Source organism: Roseateles sp. AC306, assembly GCF_979253795.1.
In genome coordinates this window covers 115,211-130,693 of record NZ_CEEDEB010000006.1, presented here as the reverse complement: position 1 = coordinate 130,693, position 15,483 = coordinate 115,211, and the positions used below count along the sequence as shown (strand labels likewise).

Annotated in this window: 20 protein-coding genes; 7 read left to right on the top strand and 13 right to left on the bottom strand. The window is 67.6% G+C overall.

What is annotated here, in order from left to right:
• Positions 1–98: 98 nt before the first annotated feature.
• Both pxpA and AC0IZJ_RS14330 read left to right on the top strand, forming a co-directional pair.
• Positions 99–878, top strand: a complete 780-nt coding sequence (gene pxpA / locus AC0IZJ_RS14335) for a 5-oxoprolinase subunit PxpA (RefSeq protein WP_471850834.1) — start codon at positions 99–101, stop codon at positions 876–878.
• A gap of 189 nt (positions 879–1,067) precedes the next feature.
• Complete coding sequence (locus AC0IZJ_RS14330; protein ID WP_471850832.1) at positions 1,068–1,289, top strand: CsbD family protein; 222 nt, start codon at positions 1,068–1,070, stop codon at positions 1,287–1,289.
• A gap of 69 nt (positions 1,290–1,358) precedes the next feature.
• Here the strand turns inward: AC0IZJ_RS14330 and AC0IZJ_RS14325 are convergent, their stop codons facing one another.
• From AC0IZJ_RS14325 to AC0IZJ_RS14305, 5 genes are all read right to left on the bottom strand, one after another.
• On the bottom strand, positions 1,359–1,538 hold the full coding sequence (locus AC0IZJ_RS14325; RefSeq protein WP_471850830.1) for a hypothetical protein: 180 nt from the start codon (positions 1,536–1,538) through the stop codon (positions 1,359–1,361).
• An 85-nt stretch (positions 1,539–1,623) separates the two neighbouring features.
• Positions 1,624–2,169, bottom strand: a complete 546-nt coding sequence (locus tag AC0IZJ_RS14320) for a 2'-5' RNA ligase family protein (protein ID WP_471850828.1) — start codon at positions 2,167–2,169, stop codon at positions 1,624–1,626.
• A gap of 4 nt (positions 2,170–2,173) precedes the next feature.
• Entirely contained in the window at positions 2,174–2,392 is a 219-nt protein-coding gene (locus AC0IZJ_RS14315; RefSeq protein WP_471850826.1) for a hypothetical protein, read from the bottom strand.
• A gap of 26 nt (positions 2,393–2,418) precedes the next feature.
• Positions 2,419–3,165, bottom strand: a complete 747-nt coding sequence (locus AC0IZJ_RS14310) for a LytR/AlgR family response regulator transcription factor (protein WP_471850824.1) — start codon at positions 3,163–3,165, stop codon at positions 2,419–2,421.
• A complete protein-coding gene (locus tag AC0IZJ_RS14305; RefSeq protein ID WP_471850822.1) occupies positions 3,162–4,205 on the bottom strand; it encodes a sensor histidine kinase in 1,044 nt (347 codons plus the stop codon). The genes AC0IZJ_RS14310 and AC0IZJ_RS14305 overlap by 4 nt, the downstream gene beginning before the upstream one ends.
• Positions 4,206–4,289: 84 nt before the next feature.
• Between AC0IZJ_RS14305 and AC0IZJ_RS14300 the strand changes: the two genes are divergently transcribed.
• Positions 4,290–4,694 (top strand): DUF1761 domain-containing protein, encoded by a 405-nt coding sequence (locus AC0IZJ_RS14300; RefSeq protein ID WP_471850820.1) that lies wholly within the window; start codon positions 4,290–4,292, stop codon positions 4,692–4,694.
• A 22-nt stretch (positions 4,695–4,716) separates the two neighbouring features.
• Here the strand turns inward: AC0IZJ_RS14300 and AC0IZJ_RS14295 are convergent, their stop codons facing one another.
• From AC0IZJ_RS14295 to guaB, 4 genes are all read right to left on the bottom strand, one after another.
• Positions 4,717–5,628 (bottom strand): restriction endonuclease, encoded by a 912-nt coding sequence (locus AC0IZJ_RS14295; protein WP_471850818.1) that lies wholly within the window; start codon positions 5,626–5,628, stop codon positions 4,717–4,719.
• An 86-nt stretch (positions 5,629–5,714) separates the two neighbouring features.
• Positions 5,715–7,301: a glutamine-hydrolyzing GMP synthase gene (gene guaA, locus AC0IZJ_RS14290; RefSeq protein ID WP_471850816.1), complete on the bottom strand. Its 1,587-nt coding sequence runs from the start codon at positions 7,299–7,301 to the stop codon at positions 5,715–5,717.
• 20 nt (positions 7,302–7,321) lie between these two features.
• Positions 7,322–8,554 (bottom strand): TCR/Tet family MFS transporter, encoded by a 1,233-nt coding sequence (locus AC0IZJ_RS14285; protein ID WP_471850814.1) that lies wholly within the window; start codon positions 8,552–8,554, stop codon positions 7,322–7,324.
• A gap of 61 nt (positions 8,555–8,615) precedes the next feature.
• The gene (gene guaB, locus AC0IZJ_RS14280) at positions 8,616–10,085 is read right to left on the bottom strand and encodes an IMP dehydrogenase (protein ID WP_471850812.1); all 1,470 of its coding nucleotides are present in this window, start codon (positions 10,083–10,085) and stop codon (positions 8,616–8,618) included.
• Positions 10,086–10,176: 91 nt separating this feature from the next.
• Here guaB and AC0IZJ_RS14275 point away from each other — a divergent pair, with 91 nt between their 5' ends.
• Entirely contained in the window at positions 10,177–10,686 is a 510-nt protein-coding gene (locus AC0IZJ_RS14275) for a DUF4124 domain-containing protein (RefSeq protein ID WP_471850810.1), read from the top strand.
• Between the two features lie 7 nt (positions 10,687–10,693).
• Here the strand turns inward: AC0IZJ_RS14275 and AC0IZJ_RS14270 are convergent, their stop codons facing one another.
• Entirely contained in the window at positions 10,694–10,999 is a 306-nt protein-coding gene (locus tag AC0IZJ_RS14270) for an RnfH family protein (protein ID WP_471850808.1), read from the bottom strand.
• Positions 10,989–11,450, bottom strand: coding sequence for a type II toxin-antitoxin system RatA family toxin (locus AC0IZJ_RS14265; RefSeq protein ID WP_471850806.1), 462 nt, complete (start codon positions 11,448–11,450; stop codon positions 10,989–10,991). Before AC0IZJ_RS14265 ends, AC0IZJ_RS14270 begins: the two co-directional genes overlap by 11 nt.
• 47 nt (positions 11,451–11,497) lie before the next feature.
• Between AC0IZJ_RS14265 and smpB the strand changes: the two genes are divergently transcribed.
• Positions 11,498–11,956 (top strand): SsrA-binding protein SmpB, encoded by a 459-nt coding sequence (gene smpB, locus AC0IZJ_RS14260; RefSeq protein ID WP_471850804.1) that lies wholly within the window; start codon positions 11,498–11,500, stop codon positions 11,954–11,956.
• On the opposite strand, the gene AC0IZJ_RS14255 is transcribed toward smpB, so the two are convergent.
• Both AC0IZJ_RS14255 and rimO read right to left on the bottom strand, forming a co-directional pair.
• Positions 11,942–13,126: a PLP-dependent transferase gene (locus AC0IZJ_RS14255; RefSeq protein ID WP_471850802.1), complete on the bottom strand. Its 1,185-nt coding sequence runs from the start codon at positions 13,124–13,126 to the stop codon at positions 11,942–11,944. The two genes, smpB and AC0IZJ_RS14255, sit on opposite strands and share 15 nt — an antisense overlap.
• Positions 13,123–14,520, bottom strand: coding sequence for a 30S ribosomal protein S12 methylthiotransferase RimO (gene rimO / locus AC0IZJ_RS14250; protein WP_471850800.1), 1,398 nt, complete (start codon positions 14,518–14,520; stop codon positions 13,123–13,125). The genes AC0IZJ_RS14255 and rimO overlap by 4 nt, the downstream gene beginning before the upstream one ends.
• A gap of 275 nt (positions 14,521–14,795) precedes the next feature.
• Between rimO and AC0IZJ_RS14245 the strand changes: the two genes are divergently transcribed.
• Entirely contained in the window at positions 14,796–14,942 is a 147-nt protein-coding gene (locus AC0IZJ_RS14245) for a hypothetical protein (protein ID WP_471850798.1), read from the top strand.
• Between the two features lie 138 nt (positions 14,943–15,080).
• Positions 15,081–15,467: a hypothetical protein gene (locus tag AC0IZJ_RS14240; RefSeq protein WP_471850796.1), complete on the top strand. Its 387-nt coding sequence runs from the start codon at positions 15,081–15,083 to the stop codon at positions 15,465–15,467.
• The last annotated feature ends 16 nt before the right edge of the window (positions 15,468–15,483 follow it).

The following is a 15,483-nucleotide window of genomic DNA, read 5'->3' as shown; positions in this document are numbered from 1 at the left end:
AAGCAACGCAGCCAGCGGCCCGGAGCGCCAGGCAAGCGGGCGTGCAGCGCTTGACACCAAAGTGGTGAACATCGCGACATCGCCAACATGTTGATGCCATGAAACTTTCGATGAATAGCGAGCGGTCAACTGCCGGATCTAGGTTCAATGTCGACCTGAATGCCGACCTCGGCGAAGGCGCGCCCGACGACGCCGAACTGCTGGCCCTCGTCAGCTCCGCCAACATCGCCTGCGGCTGGCATGCCGGCGACGCGCGGCTGATGCAGGCCACCGTCGCGGCGGCGCTGGCGCGCGGCGTGGCCATTGGCGCCCACCCGAGCTACCCCGACCGCGAGAACTTCGGCCGCAGCGAGATGCAGCTCAAGCCCGCCGACGTGCAGGCCGACCTGATCTACCAGCTCGGCGCGCTCGACGCCCTCGTCAAGGCCCAGGGCGGCCGGCTGCATCACGTCAAGCCGCACGGCGCCCTCTACAACCAGGCCGCGCGCGACCCGGTGCTGGCCGATGCCATCGCCGGCGCGGTGCTGGACGTGGACCCCGGCCTCGCCCTCTACGGCCTGGCCGGCAGCGAGCTGCTGCGCGCCGCCGAGCGCGCCGGCCTGCGCGCCGTGGCCGAAGTGTTTGCCGACCGCGGCTACCGCGCCGACGGCAGCCTGGTGCCGCGCAGCCAACCCGGCGCCTTTGTTGACGACACCGACGACGCCGTGGCGCGCACGCTGCGCATGGTGCGCGAGGGCGTCGTCGTCGCCGTGACCGGCGAGACCGTGCCCTTGCGCGCTGAAACCATCTGCCTGCACGGCGACGGGCCGCACGCACTGGCCTTCGCACGCGCCATACACGCCGCGCTGATTGCTGCCGGTGTGCAGCTGCGTTCCTGACGCATCTGCACAAGCGCCAACGCGCAGAGCGCCCGGCGCCGGGCGTGCGCGCGCTGGCGCAAGCCGTCGGACAGGGCTGACCGGTTCTGTCCTACAACGGCGATCCATCTGGGCCGACCTCGGCGCGCCGCTTGCCCCGGCACAGTGGACCCATCGTGGCGCCAGCCGCATCAGCAAGAGGAGTCCAACATGAATTGGGATCGCATCGAGGGCCAGTGGAAGCAAGTGGCCGGCAAGGTGCGCGAGCACTGGGGCAAGCTGAGCGATGACGACATCGACGTCGTGGCCGGCCGTCGCGACCAGCTGGCCGGCAAGATCCAGGAACGCTACGGCTTGGCCAAGTACGAAGCCGAGATGCAGATCGCCAGCTGGGAGCGCCGCGTGACGGACGACTGGTTCACCAGGCCTTGAGGCCGTCGCCCATGACGAAAGCCGCCTTGCGAGGCGGCTTTTCCTTGCGCCCTTGGTGGCGCTCGGTGCTCAGCGCTGCGGCTTGATGGGCAGGTTGCCGCCCTCGCCTTCCCAGCGCGTCACGTCATGATGGTGGCGCTGGTGATCGTCGCGTACGCGCCGCAGCTGGTTGTTGCGGCTCAGGTGCTGGACCAGCTTTGTGGCCAGCGCCGAGGTGGCCAGCAGGGCAATGAGGGATTTGATGATCATGGCAATGTCTCCTTGCAAGGACGCCCCATGCTGGCCATTGGCCTCGCCAGCGCGGGTCGGCGGGCGGCTGCACAGGTTGTAGGACTCAGGCCTGAAGGGGCCAGTGGCCGATGACATCGTGCCGCGTCAGGCCCTGCGGGCTCTTGACCAGCACGAACTCGCTGGCGATCCAGCCGTGCAAGTCGATGGGCCAGGCGGGCGCCGGCCGCTTGTCGTAGCGCAGCGTCAGGTGCGGTTCGTAGTCCCGCTCCGGCGCGGCCAGGCCATGGGCCACGAGGCGTTCGACAAGGGCATCGCGCAGCTCGCGCACCGCCTCCAGGCCCCGGCCGCCGGTCAGCACGAAGGGATGCCTGGCAGCGCCCGCCTCGCCCCAGCTCGTGAAGCTGTCGAAGCTGAGGTCAAAGGCCGGACGGACGACTTCGGACGCCGCACGCCAGGCACTGGCGACGATGCCCGCATCGGGCTCCCCGTCGGAATAGCCGAAGTAGTGCAGCGTGATGTGGAAGATGCGGTTGGGCCGCAACCGGGGCGCCAGGCCGCGCGCCTGGTGCTCGGCGGTCACGACGCGCGCAATGCGCTCGGCGGTCTCTTCGTCGGGCCGCAGCGCGAAGAAGAGCTTGTGGCCGGTCATGGGCTTAGTTCGTGGCGGCCGAGGCCTCGTCCGCAGCGCGCCTGGCCGCGTCGTTGAGGCTGTCTTGCACCTGCGCTCCCACGGCCTGCGGCCGAGGCAGGGGCGCGGCCGCGGCCGATGCGCCCGCAGCCGGCGGCTTGAGCGCCGTCGCCTGCTTCTTGACCAGCGACAGCACGATGGCCGCGACGATGACGAGGGCGAGGAGGCTGAGGGCAGCGCGCATGAAGAAACTCCGAAGGTCAAATGAGCTTAACGCTCCAGCCAGGCCTTGAACTCCGCCGCCCGCTCCTGGCTGACGAACAGCTCGCCGGCCAGCGCCGGCCGCAATTGCAGCTTCAAGCGCCCCTTGCCCGCCGCCGCGAAGCCGACGACAGCGTGCGCGGCCAGCAGGGTCTGCCGATTGGCGCGGAAGAACTGCGCCGGGTCGAGCTGGGTCTCCAGTTCGGCCAGCGGCGTCTCCAGCAGCAGCCGGCTGCCGTCGTGCAGCACCGCGTGGCTGAGCTTGTCCAGCGACACGACATAGGCCAGCTCGCCCACGTCGAAAGCCTGGAACGCCGCGGCCTTGCGGCCCAGCAGGCGTTGCCGCCAGCGCGGGCGCTGCAGCTCGGCCAGCACGGCCATCACGTCGCTGCCAAAGCCGCGCCGCAGCCGCTCGGCCTTGGCAATGGCCTGGGCCAGCGCGGCCTCGTCGACGGGCTTGAGCAGATAGTCCACCGCCAGCGCGCGGAAGGCGGCGATGGCGAACTGGTCGAAGGCGGTCGTGAAGATGACGGGCACCGCCAGTTCGCGACCGTCGAACAGCTCCAGCGACAAGCCATCGCCGAGCTGGATGTCCAGCAGCAGCAGGTCCGGTGGCGGCTGCGTGGCCAGCCAGTGGGCGGTGGCGCGGACGCTGTCGGCATGGCCGACAACGACGACCTGCGGCGCGACGCGGGCCAGCGCCTCGATCAGGCGCTCGCGGGCCGGCGGCTCGTCCTCGGCAATGAACACTCTCATGCGGAAGACTGTAGAGGCACGGTGACTTCAAAGCGGCCATCGACCTCGCTGACAACCAGCGCGCGGCCGGTCAGCAAGCGGCAGCGCTCGTCGAGATTGGCCAGGCCCACACCGGCCGAGGGCAGCGCGGTGCGGCGCGGGCGGATGTCATTGCCGACCGTCACGCTGGCATCGCCCAACACAAGGGTCACGGGAAGTGGCTCGGACGCGCTCGCCTGGTTGTGCTTGACGGCGTTCTCCAGCAGCGTCTGCAGCGCCATGGGCACGATGCGCCAGCCGTCAGCCTTCACATCCAGCGCCAGCGGTATGGCCGCACCGAAGCGCAACTCCAGCAGGCGGTGATAGCGGCGAAGAAAGGCCAGCTCCTCGGCCAGCGGCACGAGATCGCGCTGGCGGCTGTCCAGCACATAGCGGTAGACCTCGGCCAGCGCGTCGCAGAACTCGCGGCCGCGCACCGGCTCGGACTGGATCAGGTGGCCCAGCGTGTTCAGGCTGTTGAACAGGAAGTGCGGATCGACCTGGGCCTTCAGCGCGCCCAGCTCGGCCTGGGCGCGCAGCCGCTCCGAGCGCTCGACGCGGATCAGGTCGGACTCGCGCTCGCGGATCAGGAACAGCGTCTCATAGCCATGCGTCACGAACAGCACGCAGATGACATTGGTCAGCGTGACGATCTGCAGCGTGCTGCGGTCCACCGGCAGCCCGGCGAAAAAGTACCAGGCCAGCAGGCCGAGCACGGTGATGGGCGCCGTGTAGAGCACGTTGGCCACCACCAGCATCAGCAGCTTGCGCAGCGGGCGCTGGAACCAGTCGAAGTGCTCGCGCTGCTTGAACAGCAGCCAGCGGTTGCCGCCCCAGATGGCGGCGGCCAGCACGATGAAGCCGATGAAGCCGACCCAGAACACGCCGTCGCCCGGGCCCAGCGGACCGAACAGCCCGGTGAGCCACGGAATGGACAACCCAAAGCCCAGGCTGCCGACCGTCATGACCAGCCGGTCGTCCAGCTGCACCGGGTTCAGCGTGTCCAGGTCGGGGTTCGGCAAGCGGATGTCCTGTCTGGGCGGGCGGCCCCTGGCGGCCGTGAGGGCAAGCGGCCAGCATCGCCGCCATCAACCACGGAGCCCTGCATGGAAGACATTCACTTTAACTATCTGGCCATCGCCGCCGCCGCCCTCGTCTACTTCGCCATCGGCGGGCTCTGGTACTCGCCCATCCTGTTCGCCAAGGCCTGGGCACGCGAGGCTGGCTTGACCGAGGCGCAGGTCCAGCAGCCGCCACTGGGCCGCATCTTCGGCCTGTCGGCGCTGGCCTCACTCGTCATGGCCTTCAACCTCGCGGCCTTCCTTGGCGCCAAGGCCAGCTTCAGCTTCGGCCTGTTCGCCGGTGCGGCCACCGGCATCGGCTGGGTGGCGATGGCGCTGGGCGTCATCTACCTGTTCGAGCAGCGCTCGCTGAAGCTGTGGCTCATCAACAGCGGCTACCAGATCGTGGCCTTCACGGCGATGGGCGGCATCCTGGGTGCCTGGCGTTGAAATACCTTGCGCCGGCGCGGCGCTACAAGCTGTTGAGGTTGCAGTGGCTATACGCCTGGAACTTCAATGGCCTGGCCCGGGTGATGCCGCAATCCGCCGGTCGCGGTATTCGCTTGAGTTGTGCATAGCCAAGCATGTCAAAGAACCGCCCCGCATCCACGAGATGGATCGGCACGATCGCCTGCGTGCTCGACGACGCGGCTTCCTCGGCGCCACGGCTGAAGCGTGAAGCCGACACATAGACGCCGCTCGCATAGCCGCCCAACATCAGCGCACCAAGAAAGGCCCGGATCTGCTCGACCTCGACGGCGTTCTTGTGTCGTTTGACCTGAACGCCAATACGCGCCCCGGTCCCGTCTTCCAGCACGATGTCGATGCCACCATCCCTGGCATAGGCCGTCGCACGCGCGCGATATCCGAGATCACGAAACACGCTGGCGACGGTGAGCTCGAACAGCCGAGGGTGCATGGCCGCGCGCGCGTCGAATTTTCTGACGAGGTAGCGCCGCACCTCCTGGAGCGGCGTGTCGATGTCGTCCAGCGCCAACTCTTCCAGTGCCGGCGCGGAGGCCAGCGTCACGGCCCAGTGCTGCCACTGCATTGCGGACAACACGGCGCGATCTTCGGCAAGCCACCAGCCGCAGGCGGGGCAGATGTGCAAGCAGACCTTGCGGGCCACGATGTCGCCTCGGAGCACCACATGCGGATGCCCGATGTCCGGGCCAACGAAGTAAGGATGCCGTATGCCTTCTTCGTGCGCCGTCGCGAATTCGGCGAATGCCACGTCCCAAAGGCCGGGGTCATCGTAGTCATCCATCCAGGCGCCACAGTAGCTGCAATAGATGGGGTCATCGTCCCCGATGCCCTTCGGCCAGAAAGGCAGATCGCAATACACAGGAACATCGGCGGGAACATGCCGTCTGCGCGTGCCCATTTATGCCTCCAACGCCTGACACGGCGGCGGAACAAGATTAGTCACCCGGCACGGGCGCCGCTACCCCAAGGTGGCAGCGCGCGCCCTCACTCCCACTCGATGGTCGCAGGCGGCTTGCTGCTCACGTCGTAGGTCACGCGGTTGATGCCGCGCACCTCGTTGATGATGCGGCCGCTGGTTTTCTTCAGCAGCGCGTAGGGCAGCTCGGCCCAGTCGGCCGTCATGAAGTCGCTGGTCTGCACGGCGCGCAGGGCGACGACATAGTCGTAGGTGCGGCCGTCGCCCATGACGCCGACGCTCTTCACTGGCAGGAACACGGCGAACGCCTGCGACGTCAGCGCGTACCAGCTCTTGCCCGTGGCCGTGTCGATGGTGTTGCGCAGCTCCTCGATGAAGATCGCGTCGGCGCGGCGCAGCAAGTCGGCGAATTCCTTCTTCACCTCGCCGAGGATGCGCACGCCCAGGCCCGGGCCTGGAAAAGGATGGCGGTAGACCATGTCGGCCGGCAGGCCCAGCGCGACACCGAGTGCGCGGACCTCGTCCTTGAACAGCTCGCGCAGCGGCTCCAGCAGCTTGAGACCCAGCGTCTCGGGCAGGCCGCCGACGTTGTGGTGGCTCTTGATCGTCGTGGCCTTCTTGGTCTTGGTGCCACCGCTCTCGACGACGTCGGGGTAGATGGTGCCCTGCGCCAGCCACTTGGCGTTCTTCAGCTTGCTCGCCTCGACCTGGAAGACCTCGACGAACTCGGCACCGATGATCTTGCGCTTGCGCTCCGGGTCGGTCACGCCGGCCAGCTTGCCGAGGAAGACGTCGCTGGCGTCGACGCGGATCACCTTGGCATGCAGACGGCCGACGAACATGTCCATCACCATGTCGCCCTCGTTCAGGCGCAGCAGGCCGTGGTCGACAAAGACGCACGTCAGCTGGTCGCCGATCGCGCGGTGGATGAGCGCGGCAGCCACGGATGAGTCCACGCCCCCGGACAGGCCGAGGATGACTTCCTCGTCACCGACCTGCTCGCGGATCTTTGCGACCGCCTCATCGATGTAGTTGCCCATGACCCAGTCGCCCTTGCAGCCGGCGATCTCCCGCACGAAGCGGGTCAGGATGGCCGCGCCCTGCATCGTGTGCGTGACCTCGGGGTGGAACTGGAAGGCATAGAGGCGGCGCTCCTCGTCGGCCATGCCGGCGATGGGGCAGCTGGGCGTGGAGGCCATCAGCTTGAAGCCCGGTGGCAGCGCGGTGACCTTGTCACCATGGCTCATCCAGGCCTTGAGCATGCCGTGCTTCTCGGGGGTCTCGAAATCCTGGATGCCGCTGAGCAGCTTGGTGTGGCCATGCGCGCGCACCTCGGCATAGCCGAACTCGCGGTGGTCGCTCCATTCGACCGTGCCGCCCAACTGCACGGCCATGGTCTGCATGCCGTAGCAGATGCCCAGCACCGGCACGCCCAGGTCCCACACGGCCTGCGGCGCGCGCAGCTCGTGGTCTTCGTAGGTGGAGGCGTGGCTGCCCGAAAGGATGATGGCCTTGGGCGCGAACGACTTGATGAAGTCGTCAGACACGTCGTTCGGGTGGATCTCGCAAAACACTGCCGCCTCGCGCACACGGCGGGCGATGAGCTGGGTGACTTGCGAGCCGAAATCGAGGATGAGGACTTTGTCGTGTTGCATGGTGTTGGGGCCTGTTGGCCCTAGGCGGTTTGCAAAGCCAGGCGCTGGCGATGAAAGAAGCGGTAGGCAACGATCAGGCCGATCAGTTGCAGTGCGGCACAGGTGAAGAAGGGCAGGCCCATGCGCGGGTCGGTGGCCGGCAGGTGCGAGACCCAGCCCAGCAGGGTCAGGCCGATAAGGGGTGCGAGCACGGCCGTGAGGCTGTTCAACGACGACACGGCTCCCATGGCCTGGCCTTGCCGGTCGGCACCCGCAGCGTTGGAGATGATGCTCTGCACCGCCGCCGTCGCGACGCCACCGAGCAGGTTGAAGGCGATGACGGCATACATCATCCAGGGGTCGGTCGCCAGGCCGAAGCCCAGGTAGGCCAGCGCTGCCGAGCCCATGCCGATGAGGGCCACACGCTGCGGGCCGAAGCGCGCCAGCAGTGGCTTGAGCAGCACGCCCTGGCTGATCACCGAGACGATGCCCACCGTGAACAGCGACCAGCTGACCTCCAGCGGCCCCCAGCCAAACTTGAACTTGGTGTAAAGCACCCAGGTCATGTGCAACATGAACTGGGCCAGGGACGCTAGCGCGATGACGAACACCAGCGAGCCGACGCCCTTCAATGCGGCCAGGCCGCGCAGCGCGCTGACCGGGTTGGCCTTGCGCCAGTTGATGGGCGTGCGCCGGTCCCGTGGCAGCGATTCGGGCAGCACGAAGAAGCCGTAGCACCAGTTCAGCACTGCCATGCAACCCGCAGCGTAGAACGGCCAGTGCACGTCGTAATGGCCCAGCCAGCCCCCCACCACCGGCCCGAGGATGAAGCCGATGCCGAACATTGCGCCGAGCTGGCCGAAGCGACGTGCACGGTCCTCAGGTGGTGTGATGTCGGCAACGTAGGCGTTGGCGATGGCGATGTTGGCCTGCATGGCGCCGGAGAACAGGCGCACCGCGACCAGCATCCACAGCGCCGTGGCCATCGCAGTGACGAAGAAGCTCAGGCCCAGGCCGGCAAAGCCGATCAGCAGCACGGGCCGGCGGCCGAAGCGATCCGACAGCGCGCCGAGGACGGGCGAGCCGACGAAGTTGGCCACGCCGAAGGCCATGGTCACCAGCAGGTAGGCCGAGGTCTGCTCGTCGTTGCTGTGCGTGAAGGTGCCGACGATGTGAGGCAGCACGGGCACCATCAGGCCGATCGAGATCATGTCGATCAGCACGGCGGCCATGATGAAGCCCATGGCCGGGGTGCGCGTCGGAGAGGGGCTCATCGTGGTTCTTAAAAGAGAAACGGGGCGATCTGAGGTCGCCCCGTTTGTTCCGATCAGCAGCTCACTCGCTGCGGTAGTTCGGCGCTTCCTTCGTGATCTGCACGTCGTGGACATGGCTCTCGCGCATGCCGGCCGTCGTGATCTCGACGAACTCCGCGCGGTTCTGCATGTCCTCAATTGACCCGCAGCCGCAGTAGTGCATCGACGCCTTCAGGCCGCCGGCCATCTGGAAGATGACCTGCACGACGGAACCCTTGTACGGCACCTGGCCTTCGATGCCTTCCGGCACCAGCTTGGACGTGTTGGGGTTGTTGGCCGACGTGTCCTGGAAGTAGCGGTCCGCGCTGCCCTTGGCCATCGCGCCCATGGAGCCCATGCCCCGGTAGCTCTTGAAGGTGCGGCCCTGGTAGAGGATGACCTCGCCCGGCGCTTCTTCAGTGCCGGCGAAGGCGCCGCCCATCATGACGCAGTCAGCACCTGCCGCGATGGCCTTGGCCAGGTCACCCGAGTAGCGCACGCCGCCGTCGGCAATCACCGGCACGCCGGTGCCCTTGAGGGCCGTGACGACGTTGTCGATGGCGGTGATCTGCGGCACGCCGACGCCCGCGACGATGCGGGTCGTGCAGATGGAGCCGGGGCCGATGCCGACCTTGACGCCGTCCGCGCCAGCTTCCACCAGCGCCAGCGCTGCGGCGCCCGTGGCAATGTTGCCGCCGATGACATCGACGTTCGGATACTGGCGCTTGACCCAGCGCACGCGCTCCAGCACGCCGGCGCTGTGGCCATGGGCAGTGTCGACGATGAGGGCATCGACACCGGCACGCACCAGCAGTTCGACGCGCTGCTCGGTGTCGTCGCCGAAGCCGACTGCCGCACCGACGCGCAGCTTGCCGTGGCTGTCCCGCGCGGCGTTGGGAAAGCTGGTCTGCTTGGTGATGTCCTTGGTGGTCATCAGACCGCGCAGCTCGAAGGCATCGTTGACGACGACGACGCGCTCCAGCTTGTGCTTGTGCATCAGCGCCTGGGCCTCGCCGGTGGACGCGCCGTCCTTGACGGTGATGAGCTTTTCGGCCGGCGTCATGATCTCGCTGACGCGGGCGTCCATGCGGGTCTCGAAGCGCAGATCGCGCCCCGTGACGATGCCGACGACCCGTCTGCCTTCGACCACGGGGAAGCCCGAGAACCCATGTTGACGGGTCAGTTCCACCGCTTCACGCACGGTGGTGTCGGGGTCGATGGTCAGCGGTTCGCGGACGACGCCGCTCTCGTAACGCTTGACCCGGGCCACTTCGCGCGCCTGCGCTTCGGCGCTCAGGTTCTTGTGAACGATGCCGATGCCACCTTCCTGCGCAATGGCGATCGCCAGACGCGCTTCGGTCACGGTGTCCATCGCGGCGGACACCAGCGGCAGGTTCAGGGGGATGTTGCGCGACAGGCGGGTCGCAAGGCTGGTGTCGCGGGGCAACACCTGGGAGAACGCTGGCACCAACAGAACATCGTCGAAGGTGAGCGCTTTGCCGAGAAGGCGCATGAGGAAAGCTCCAGTCGCAAAGCGGCATTATACGGAGGGCCTCACGACGGGCCTGTCAACCCCGAGGCAATGGGCCGCTAAACTTGCGGCCATGCGTCACAAGCCTCTTTTCGTCGCCCTCCTCGGCCTGGTTTTTGCCCTGTCCGCACAGGCGCAATGGAAGTGGAAGGACGCCAAGGGCAATGTGCAGTACAGCGACCGGCCGCCCCCGGCCGGCACGCCGGACAAGGACATTCTTCAGCGCCCCGCCACGGCCGCTGCACGCAGCATCACGGTCTTGCCGGCCGGTGTTCCCGCGAGCGCCCCGGCTTCCGCCCCGCGCCTGGCCGCCAGCGCGCCGACCAAGGCGGAGCAGGACGCGGCCTCGCGCCAGAAGCAGGACCAGGACCGCGAGAACGCCAAGCAGAAGGAAGAAGAGCGCCGCGTCGCCGAACAACGGCGCGAGAACTGCAGCCGCGCCCAGGCGCAGTTGCGCGACCTGCAGAGCGGCATCCGCATCACCCGCACCAACGAGGCGGGCGAGCGCGTGTTCATGGACGATGTACAGCGCAAGGCCGAGGCCGAACGCGCTCGCGGGCTGGTCGTCAGCGAGTGCAAGTAAGGCCTGTTCAGCCGCTGCCCGCCTTGGGCCGGTGACGCGAGACGATGCGCTCGCCACGCTTCGCGTAGCGCAGCCGGCGCGCCTCCATCGGGTCGACGGTCAGCGGGCGATAGACCTCGATGCGGTCGCGCTCGCGCAACGGTGTTTCCGGCGGCCGCACACGGCCCCAGATGCCGACGCGGAACTGATCCAGCGGCAGGTTGAAGTCGGCACAGCCATTCAACGCAGACTCGATCGTGGCGCCCTCCTCCACGTCCAGCCAGCGCTGCTGCACGTCGCCGGGCGACGGGCTCCAGACCAGCTCAACGCGCACCGTAGAGGCTTTCCGCGCGCTGCACGAAGCTGTCGACAAAGGTGTTGGCAATGCGGTCGAAGACGGGGCTGACCACCGCCTCAAGCGCGCCGCTGCTGAAGGCATAGCTCAGCTCGAAGATGATCTTGCAGGCCGTCGCGTCGCCCTCGGTCCCAAGCTTGTTGAGCGGCAGGAACTGCCACACACCGTCGAGATGCGAGAACGGGCCGTCCACCAGCCCCATCTGGACACTCGGGCCGGCTTCATCGTTGCGGTTTCGCGTCGTGAACGCATAGCGCACGCCGGCGTAGGCCAGGTGAAGCCGGGCCGTGACGGCATCGCCTTCGCGCGCCAGCACCTCCACCTTGTTGCACCACGGCAGGAACTCGGGATAGCGCTCCACCGCGGTGACCAGCTCGTACATCTCGCGGGGCGTGTACCAGAGCAGAACGGACTTTTTGACCTGCTTCATAGAATCCACAAATTGTATTGAGGGGATCAGCCCCCAACTGCCTACCCATGTCCATCGCCGAGAACCGCCGCGCCCGCTACGACTACCACATCGAAGAACAGTTCGAGGCCGGGGTGGTGCTGTCCGGCTGGGAGATCAAGGCCATACGCGCGGGCCAGGTCCAGCTGACCGACGGCTATGTGCTGATCAAGAACGGCGAGCTGTTCCTGATCGGCTGCCGCATCAACGCGCTGCGCAGCGCCTCAACCCACGTCAACCCCGAGGCGGACCGCACCAAGAAGCTGCTGATGCACAAGGCCGAGATCAAGCGGCTGGTGGGCAAGGTCGAGCAGCGGGGCTTCACTCTCGTGCCGCTGAACCTGCACTACAAGGGCGGCCGCGTGAAGGCCGACATCGCGCTGGCCAAGGGCAAGGCCGAGCATGACAAGCGCAACACCGAGAAGCAGCGCGATTGGGAAAGAGAGCGTGGCCAGCTGATGCGGCACAAGGTGTCAAACAAGAGCTGACAGCGCCTGCTCGATGTCGGCCTTGAGGTCGACGCCGTCTTCCAGACCAACCGCGAAACGCACCAACGTACCGCCGGCGAACGGCAGCGGCAGATTGCGGCTGCGGCTCATGTCGTAGGGCACGGCCAGGCTCATCGGGCCGGCCCAGGAGTAGCCGATACCAAAGAACTGCAAGGCGTCGACAAACGCATCGACCTGACGCGCGCTGTACTCCGGCTTGAAGACGGCCGAGAACAGGCAGGCCGCACCCGCCCCCCCCACGGCCAGCCAATGCTCATGCCCAGGCGAACCTGGCAGGGCCGGATGGAAGACGCGCGCGACCTCCGGCCGGCCGGCCATCCAGCTCGCCAGCTCGCGTGTCACGCGGTCCTGCGCCGCGTAGCGCAGCGGCATCGTCGGCAGGCCGCGTAGCACCAGCTCGACGTCGTTCTGGCCCAGGCCGTAACCCAGGTGCTCGTGCGTGTGATTCAGCCGGTCGTGCAGCCGCCGGTCGCGCGTGCAGACCGAGCCCATCAGCACGTCGGCGCCGCCGCTGGGGTATTTGGTGAGCGCCTGCATGACGATGTCGGCGCCCAGGCCCGGGTGGGTCTCCGGCGCCGGCTCGAAGCCATTGAAGGCCAGGCCCGCGCCCCAGGTGTTGTCCAGTGCGGTGGTGATGCCGCGCGCTCGGCAGGCGGCCAGCGTGCCGAGCAGGTCGGGGAACTCCAGCGTGATTGAGCCCGCCGCTTCCAGCCAGACGAGCTTCGTGGTGTCGCGCAGCTCCGGCACCGTCAGCGGGTCGTAGAAGCGGTGCGTGACGCCCCACTGCGGCAGCCAGGACTCGGTCAGGTAGCGGTTCTGGCCATAGACGTTGTCCGGCACCAGCACCTCGTCGCCGGGGCGGAGCATGGCCAGCGACGGCAGCGTCACCGCGGCCAGGCCGCTGGGCACAAGCAGGCAGTGCTCGGCGTGCTCCAGCGTGGCGATTCGCGCCGCCAGCGTGTAGCTGGTGGGCGTGCCGTGCAGGCCGTAGCGGTAGCTCAGGCCGTCGCGCGGCCGGGGCTTGTGCAGGTCGGCGGTGTCCTTGAACAGCACCGTCGACGCCTTGGCCACCGGCACGGGCACCGCATCCCAGCCTTCGGGGGCGCGGTAGGGGTGGTGGATCAGCTCGGTTGCCGGCTTCCTCGTCATACCAGCGAAGCCACCAGGTCATGCCCATCCGCCGCCACGACGCGGGCGCGCACGAAGTCGCCGACTTTCATCGTCTTGCTGGCCTTCTCGGGCGGCAGGATCTTCACGGTGCCGTCGATCTCCGGCGCGTCGGCGTAGGAGCGGCCCACGCCACCCTTGCGGCCCAGGCCCGGCGCGGAGTCGACCAGCACCTGCAGCGTCTGGCCCACACGGGCCTGCAGCTTGGCGGTGGACACCGCTTCAGCCACGGCCATGAAACGCGCGCGGCGCTCTTCACGGACCTCGGTGGGCAGCGCGCCTTCGATGTCGTTGGCGCTCGCGCCCTCCACGGGCGAGTAGGCGAAACAACCCGCGCGGTCGATCTGCGCTTCCTGCATGAAATCCAGCAGATGCTGGAATTCGGCCTCGGTCTCACCGGGGAAGCCGGCGATGAAGGTCGAGCGGATGACCAGCTCCGGGCAGGCCTCGCGCCAGCGCAGGATGCGCTCCATGTTCTTCTCGCCGTTGGCCGGGCGCTTCATGCGCTTGAGCACATCGGGATGGGAATGCTGGAAAGGCACGTCCAGATAGGGCAGCACCAGGCCCTCGGCCATCATCGGCAGCACGGCGTCCACATGCGGATAGGGGTAGACGTAGTGCAGGCGCACCCAGGCGCCGAACGGCTTGGCAATCTCACCAAGCTGGGCGACGAGGTCCAGCATGCGCGTCTTGACCGGCTTGCCGTCCCAGAAGCCCACGCGGTACTTCACGTCCACGCCGTAGGCCGAGGTGTCCTGGCTGATGACCAGCAGTTCCTTCACGCCGCTCTCGAACAGCGCGCGGGCCTCGTTCAGCACGTCGCCAATGGGGCGGGACACCAGGTCGCCGCGCATGCTGGGGATGATGCAGAACGAACAGCGGTGGTTGCAGCCCTCGCTGATCTTCAGGTAGGCGTAATGCTTGGGCGTCAGCTTGACGCCGTAGCTGGGCACCAGGTCGACGAAGGGGTCATGGGGCTTGGGCACATGCAGGTGGACCGCGTCCATGACTTCCTGCGTGGCATGCGGGCCGGTAACGGCCAGCACGCTGGGGTGCATCTCGCGCACCAGACCGCCGGCGGCCGAGCTGGTGGCGCCGGCCTTGGCACCGAGGCAGCCGGTCACGATGACCTTGCCATTCTTGGCCAGGGCCTCGCCGATGGTGTCCAGGCTCTCCTTGACGGCGTCGTCGATGAAGCCGCAGGTGTTGACGATCACCAGGTCGGCGCCGGCAAAGGTCTTGGAGGTGTCGTAGCCCTCGGCGCGCAGTTGCGTGAGGATCAGTTCGCTGTCGGTCAGGGCTTTCGGGCAGCCCAGAGAAACGAAGCCGATCTTGGGCGCGGCGGCCGGAACGGCCAGGGTGGCAGATTCATTCATCGCCGCATTTTCGGCGATGTGGAACGGTCAAGGCTTTTTGTTGCCTGGCGGCACCGTGAACGGGAACAGCGCGCCGGCATTTTTCAGCTGTTCCTGCCACTGGTTCATCAGCGTCTTGGACTGCTCGGCGTAGCCGCCCATCAGCCCGGTCCAGGTGTAGCCGCTTCCGAAACCCCAGCCTGCGGTGCAGGCTCAAAGCCAGCCCGCCCCGGCGGCAAGGCCAAGGGCGTCGGCGGGGTTGCCGCCTACCGTGGCCTGCTCGCCGAGGTGATGGGTTGATCGGCGTCCATCCCACCCCGCGCCACGCCATCGAGCCGCCGCTGCCCATGCACGTCGAGGTCATCGCCTGGTTCTCGCCGGCGATCCCGCCGAGCACCGAGCGCACCGTCCTCGTTCGTGTCGCTGGCCAGGCCGGCACCTAGCCGGCTTTCTACATCGTCGAGCACGGCTGGCTCAACGCCGGCGACGGCACGCAGATCCGCGGCGACGTCACGGCCTGGGCCGACCGCCCCACGGGCGAGGCGCCCGTTCAGCCCCAGCACGAAGCAGCCGCGGCCGCCGTGGTTGCCAAGCTGGCTAAGTCCACCGCCCACGGCTACGGCCTGCGGCTCACCCCCCTTTGGCCAGGCGTTGCCTACCGGCCTCTACGCGCTCCAGCTCGTGCCCACGTCCGCCACATCGAGGAGCCCCACCTGATCGGCACCCAACCCACCGGCGCCCTTGAAGGGATCGTCATCAGCGCCGTCGCACACGAAGGCCTGCGCGTCACCGTCGACGGCAAGCCCGCCCGCCTGGCCATCGTCGACGACGACGGCCATGTCATCACCGCCAGCCCCCTCGTCGCCCGCGAGGTCGAGGCCGTCGCCCACAACTGCCAGCGCAACTTCTGGCAAGGCCACGGCCACCTGCGCGTGATGAGCAAGCCATTGACGATTCCGCCGCCGTAGGCGGACGGCAAGCCAT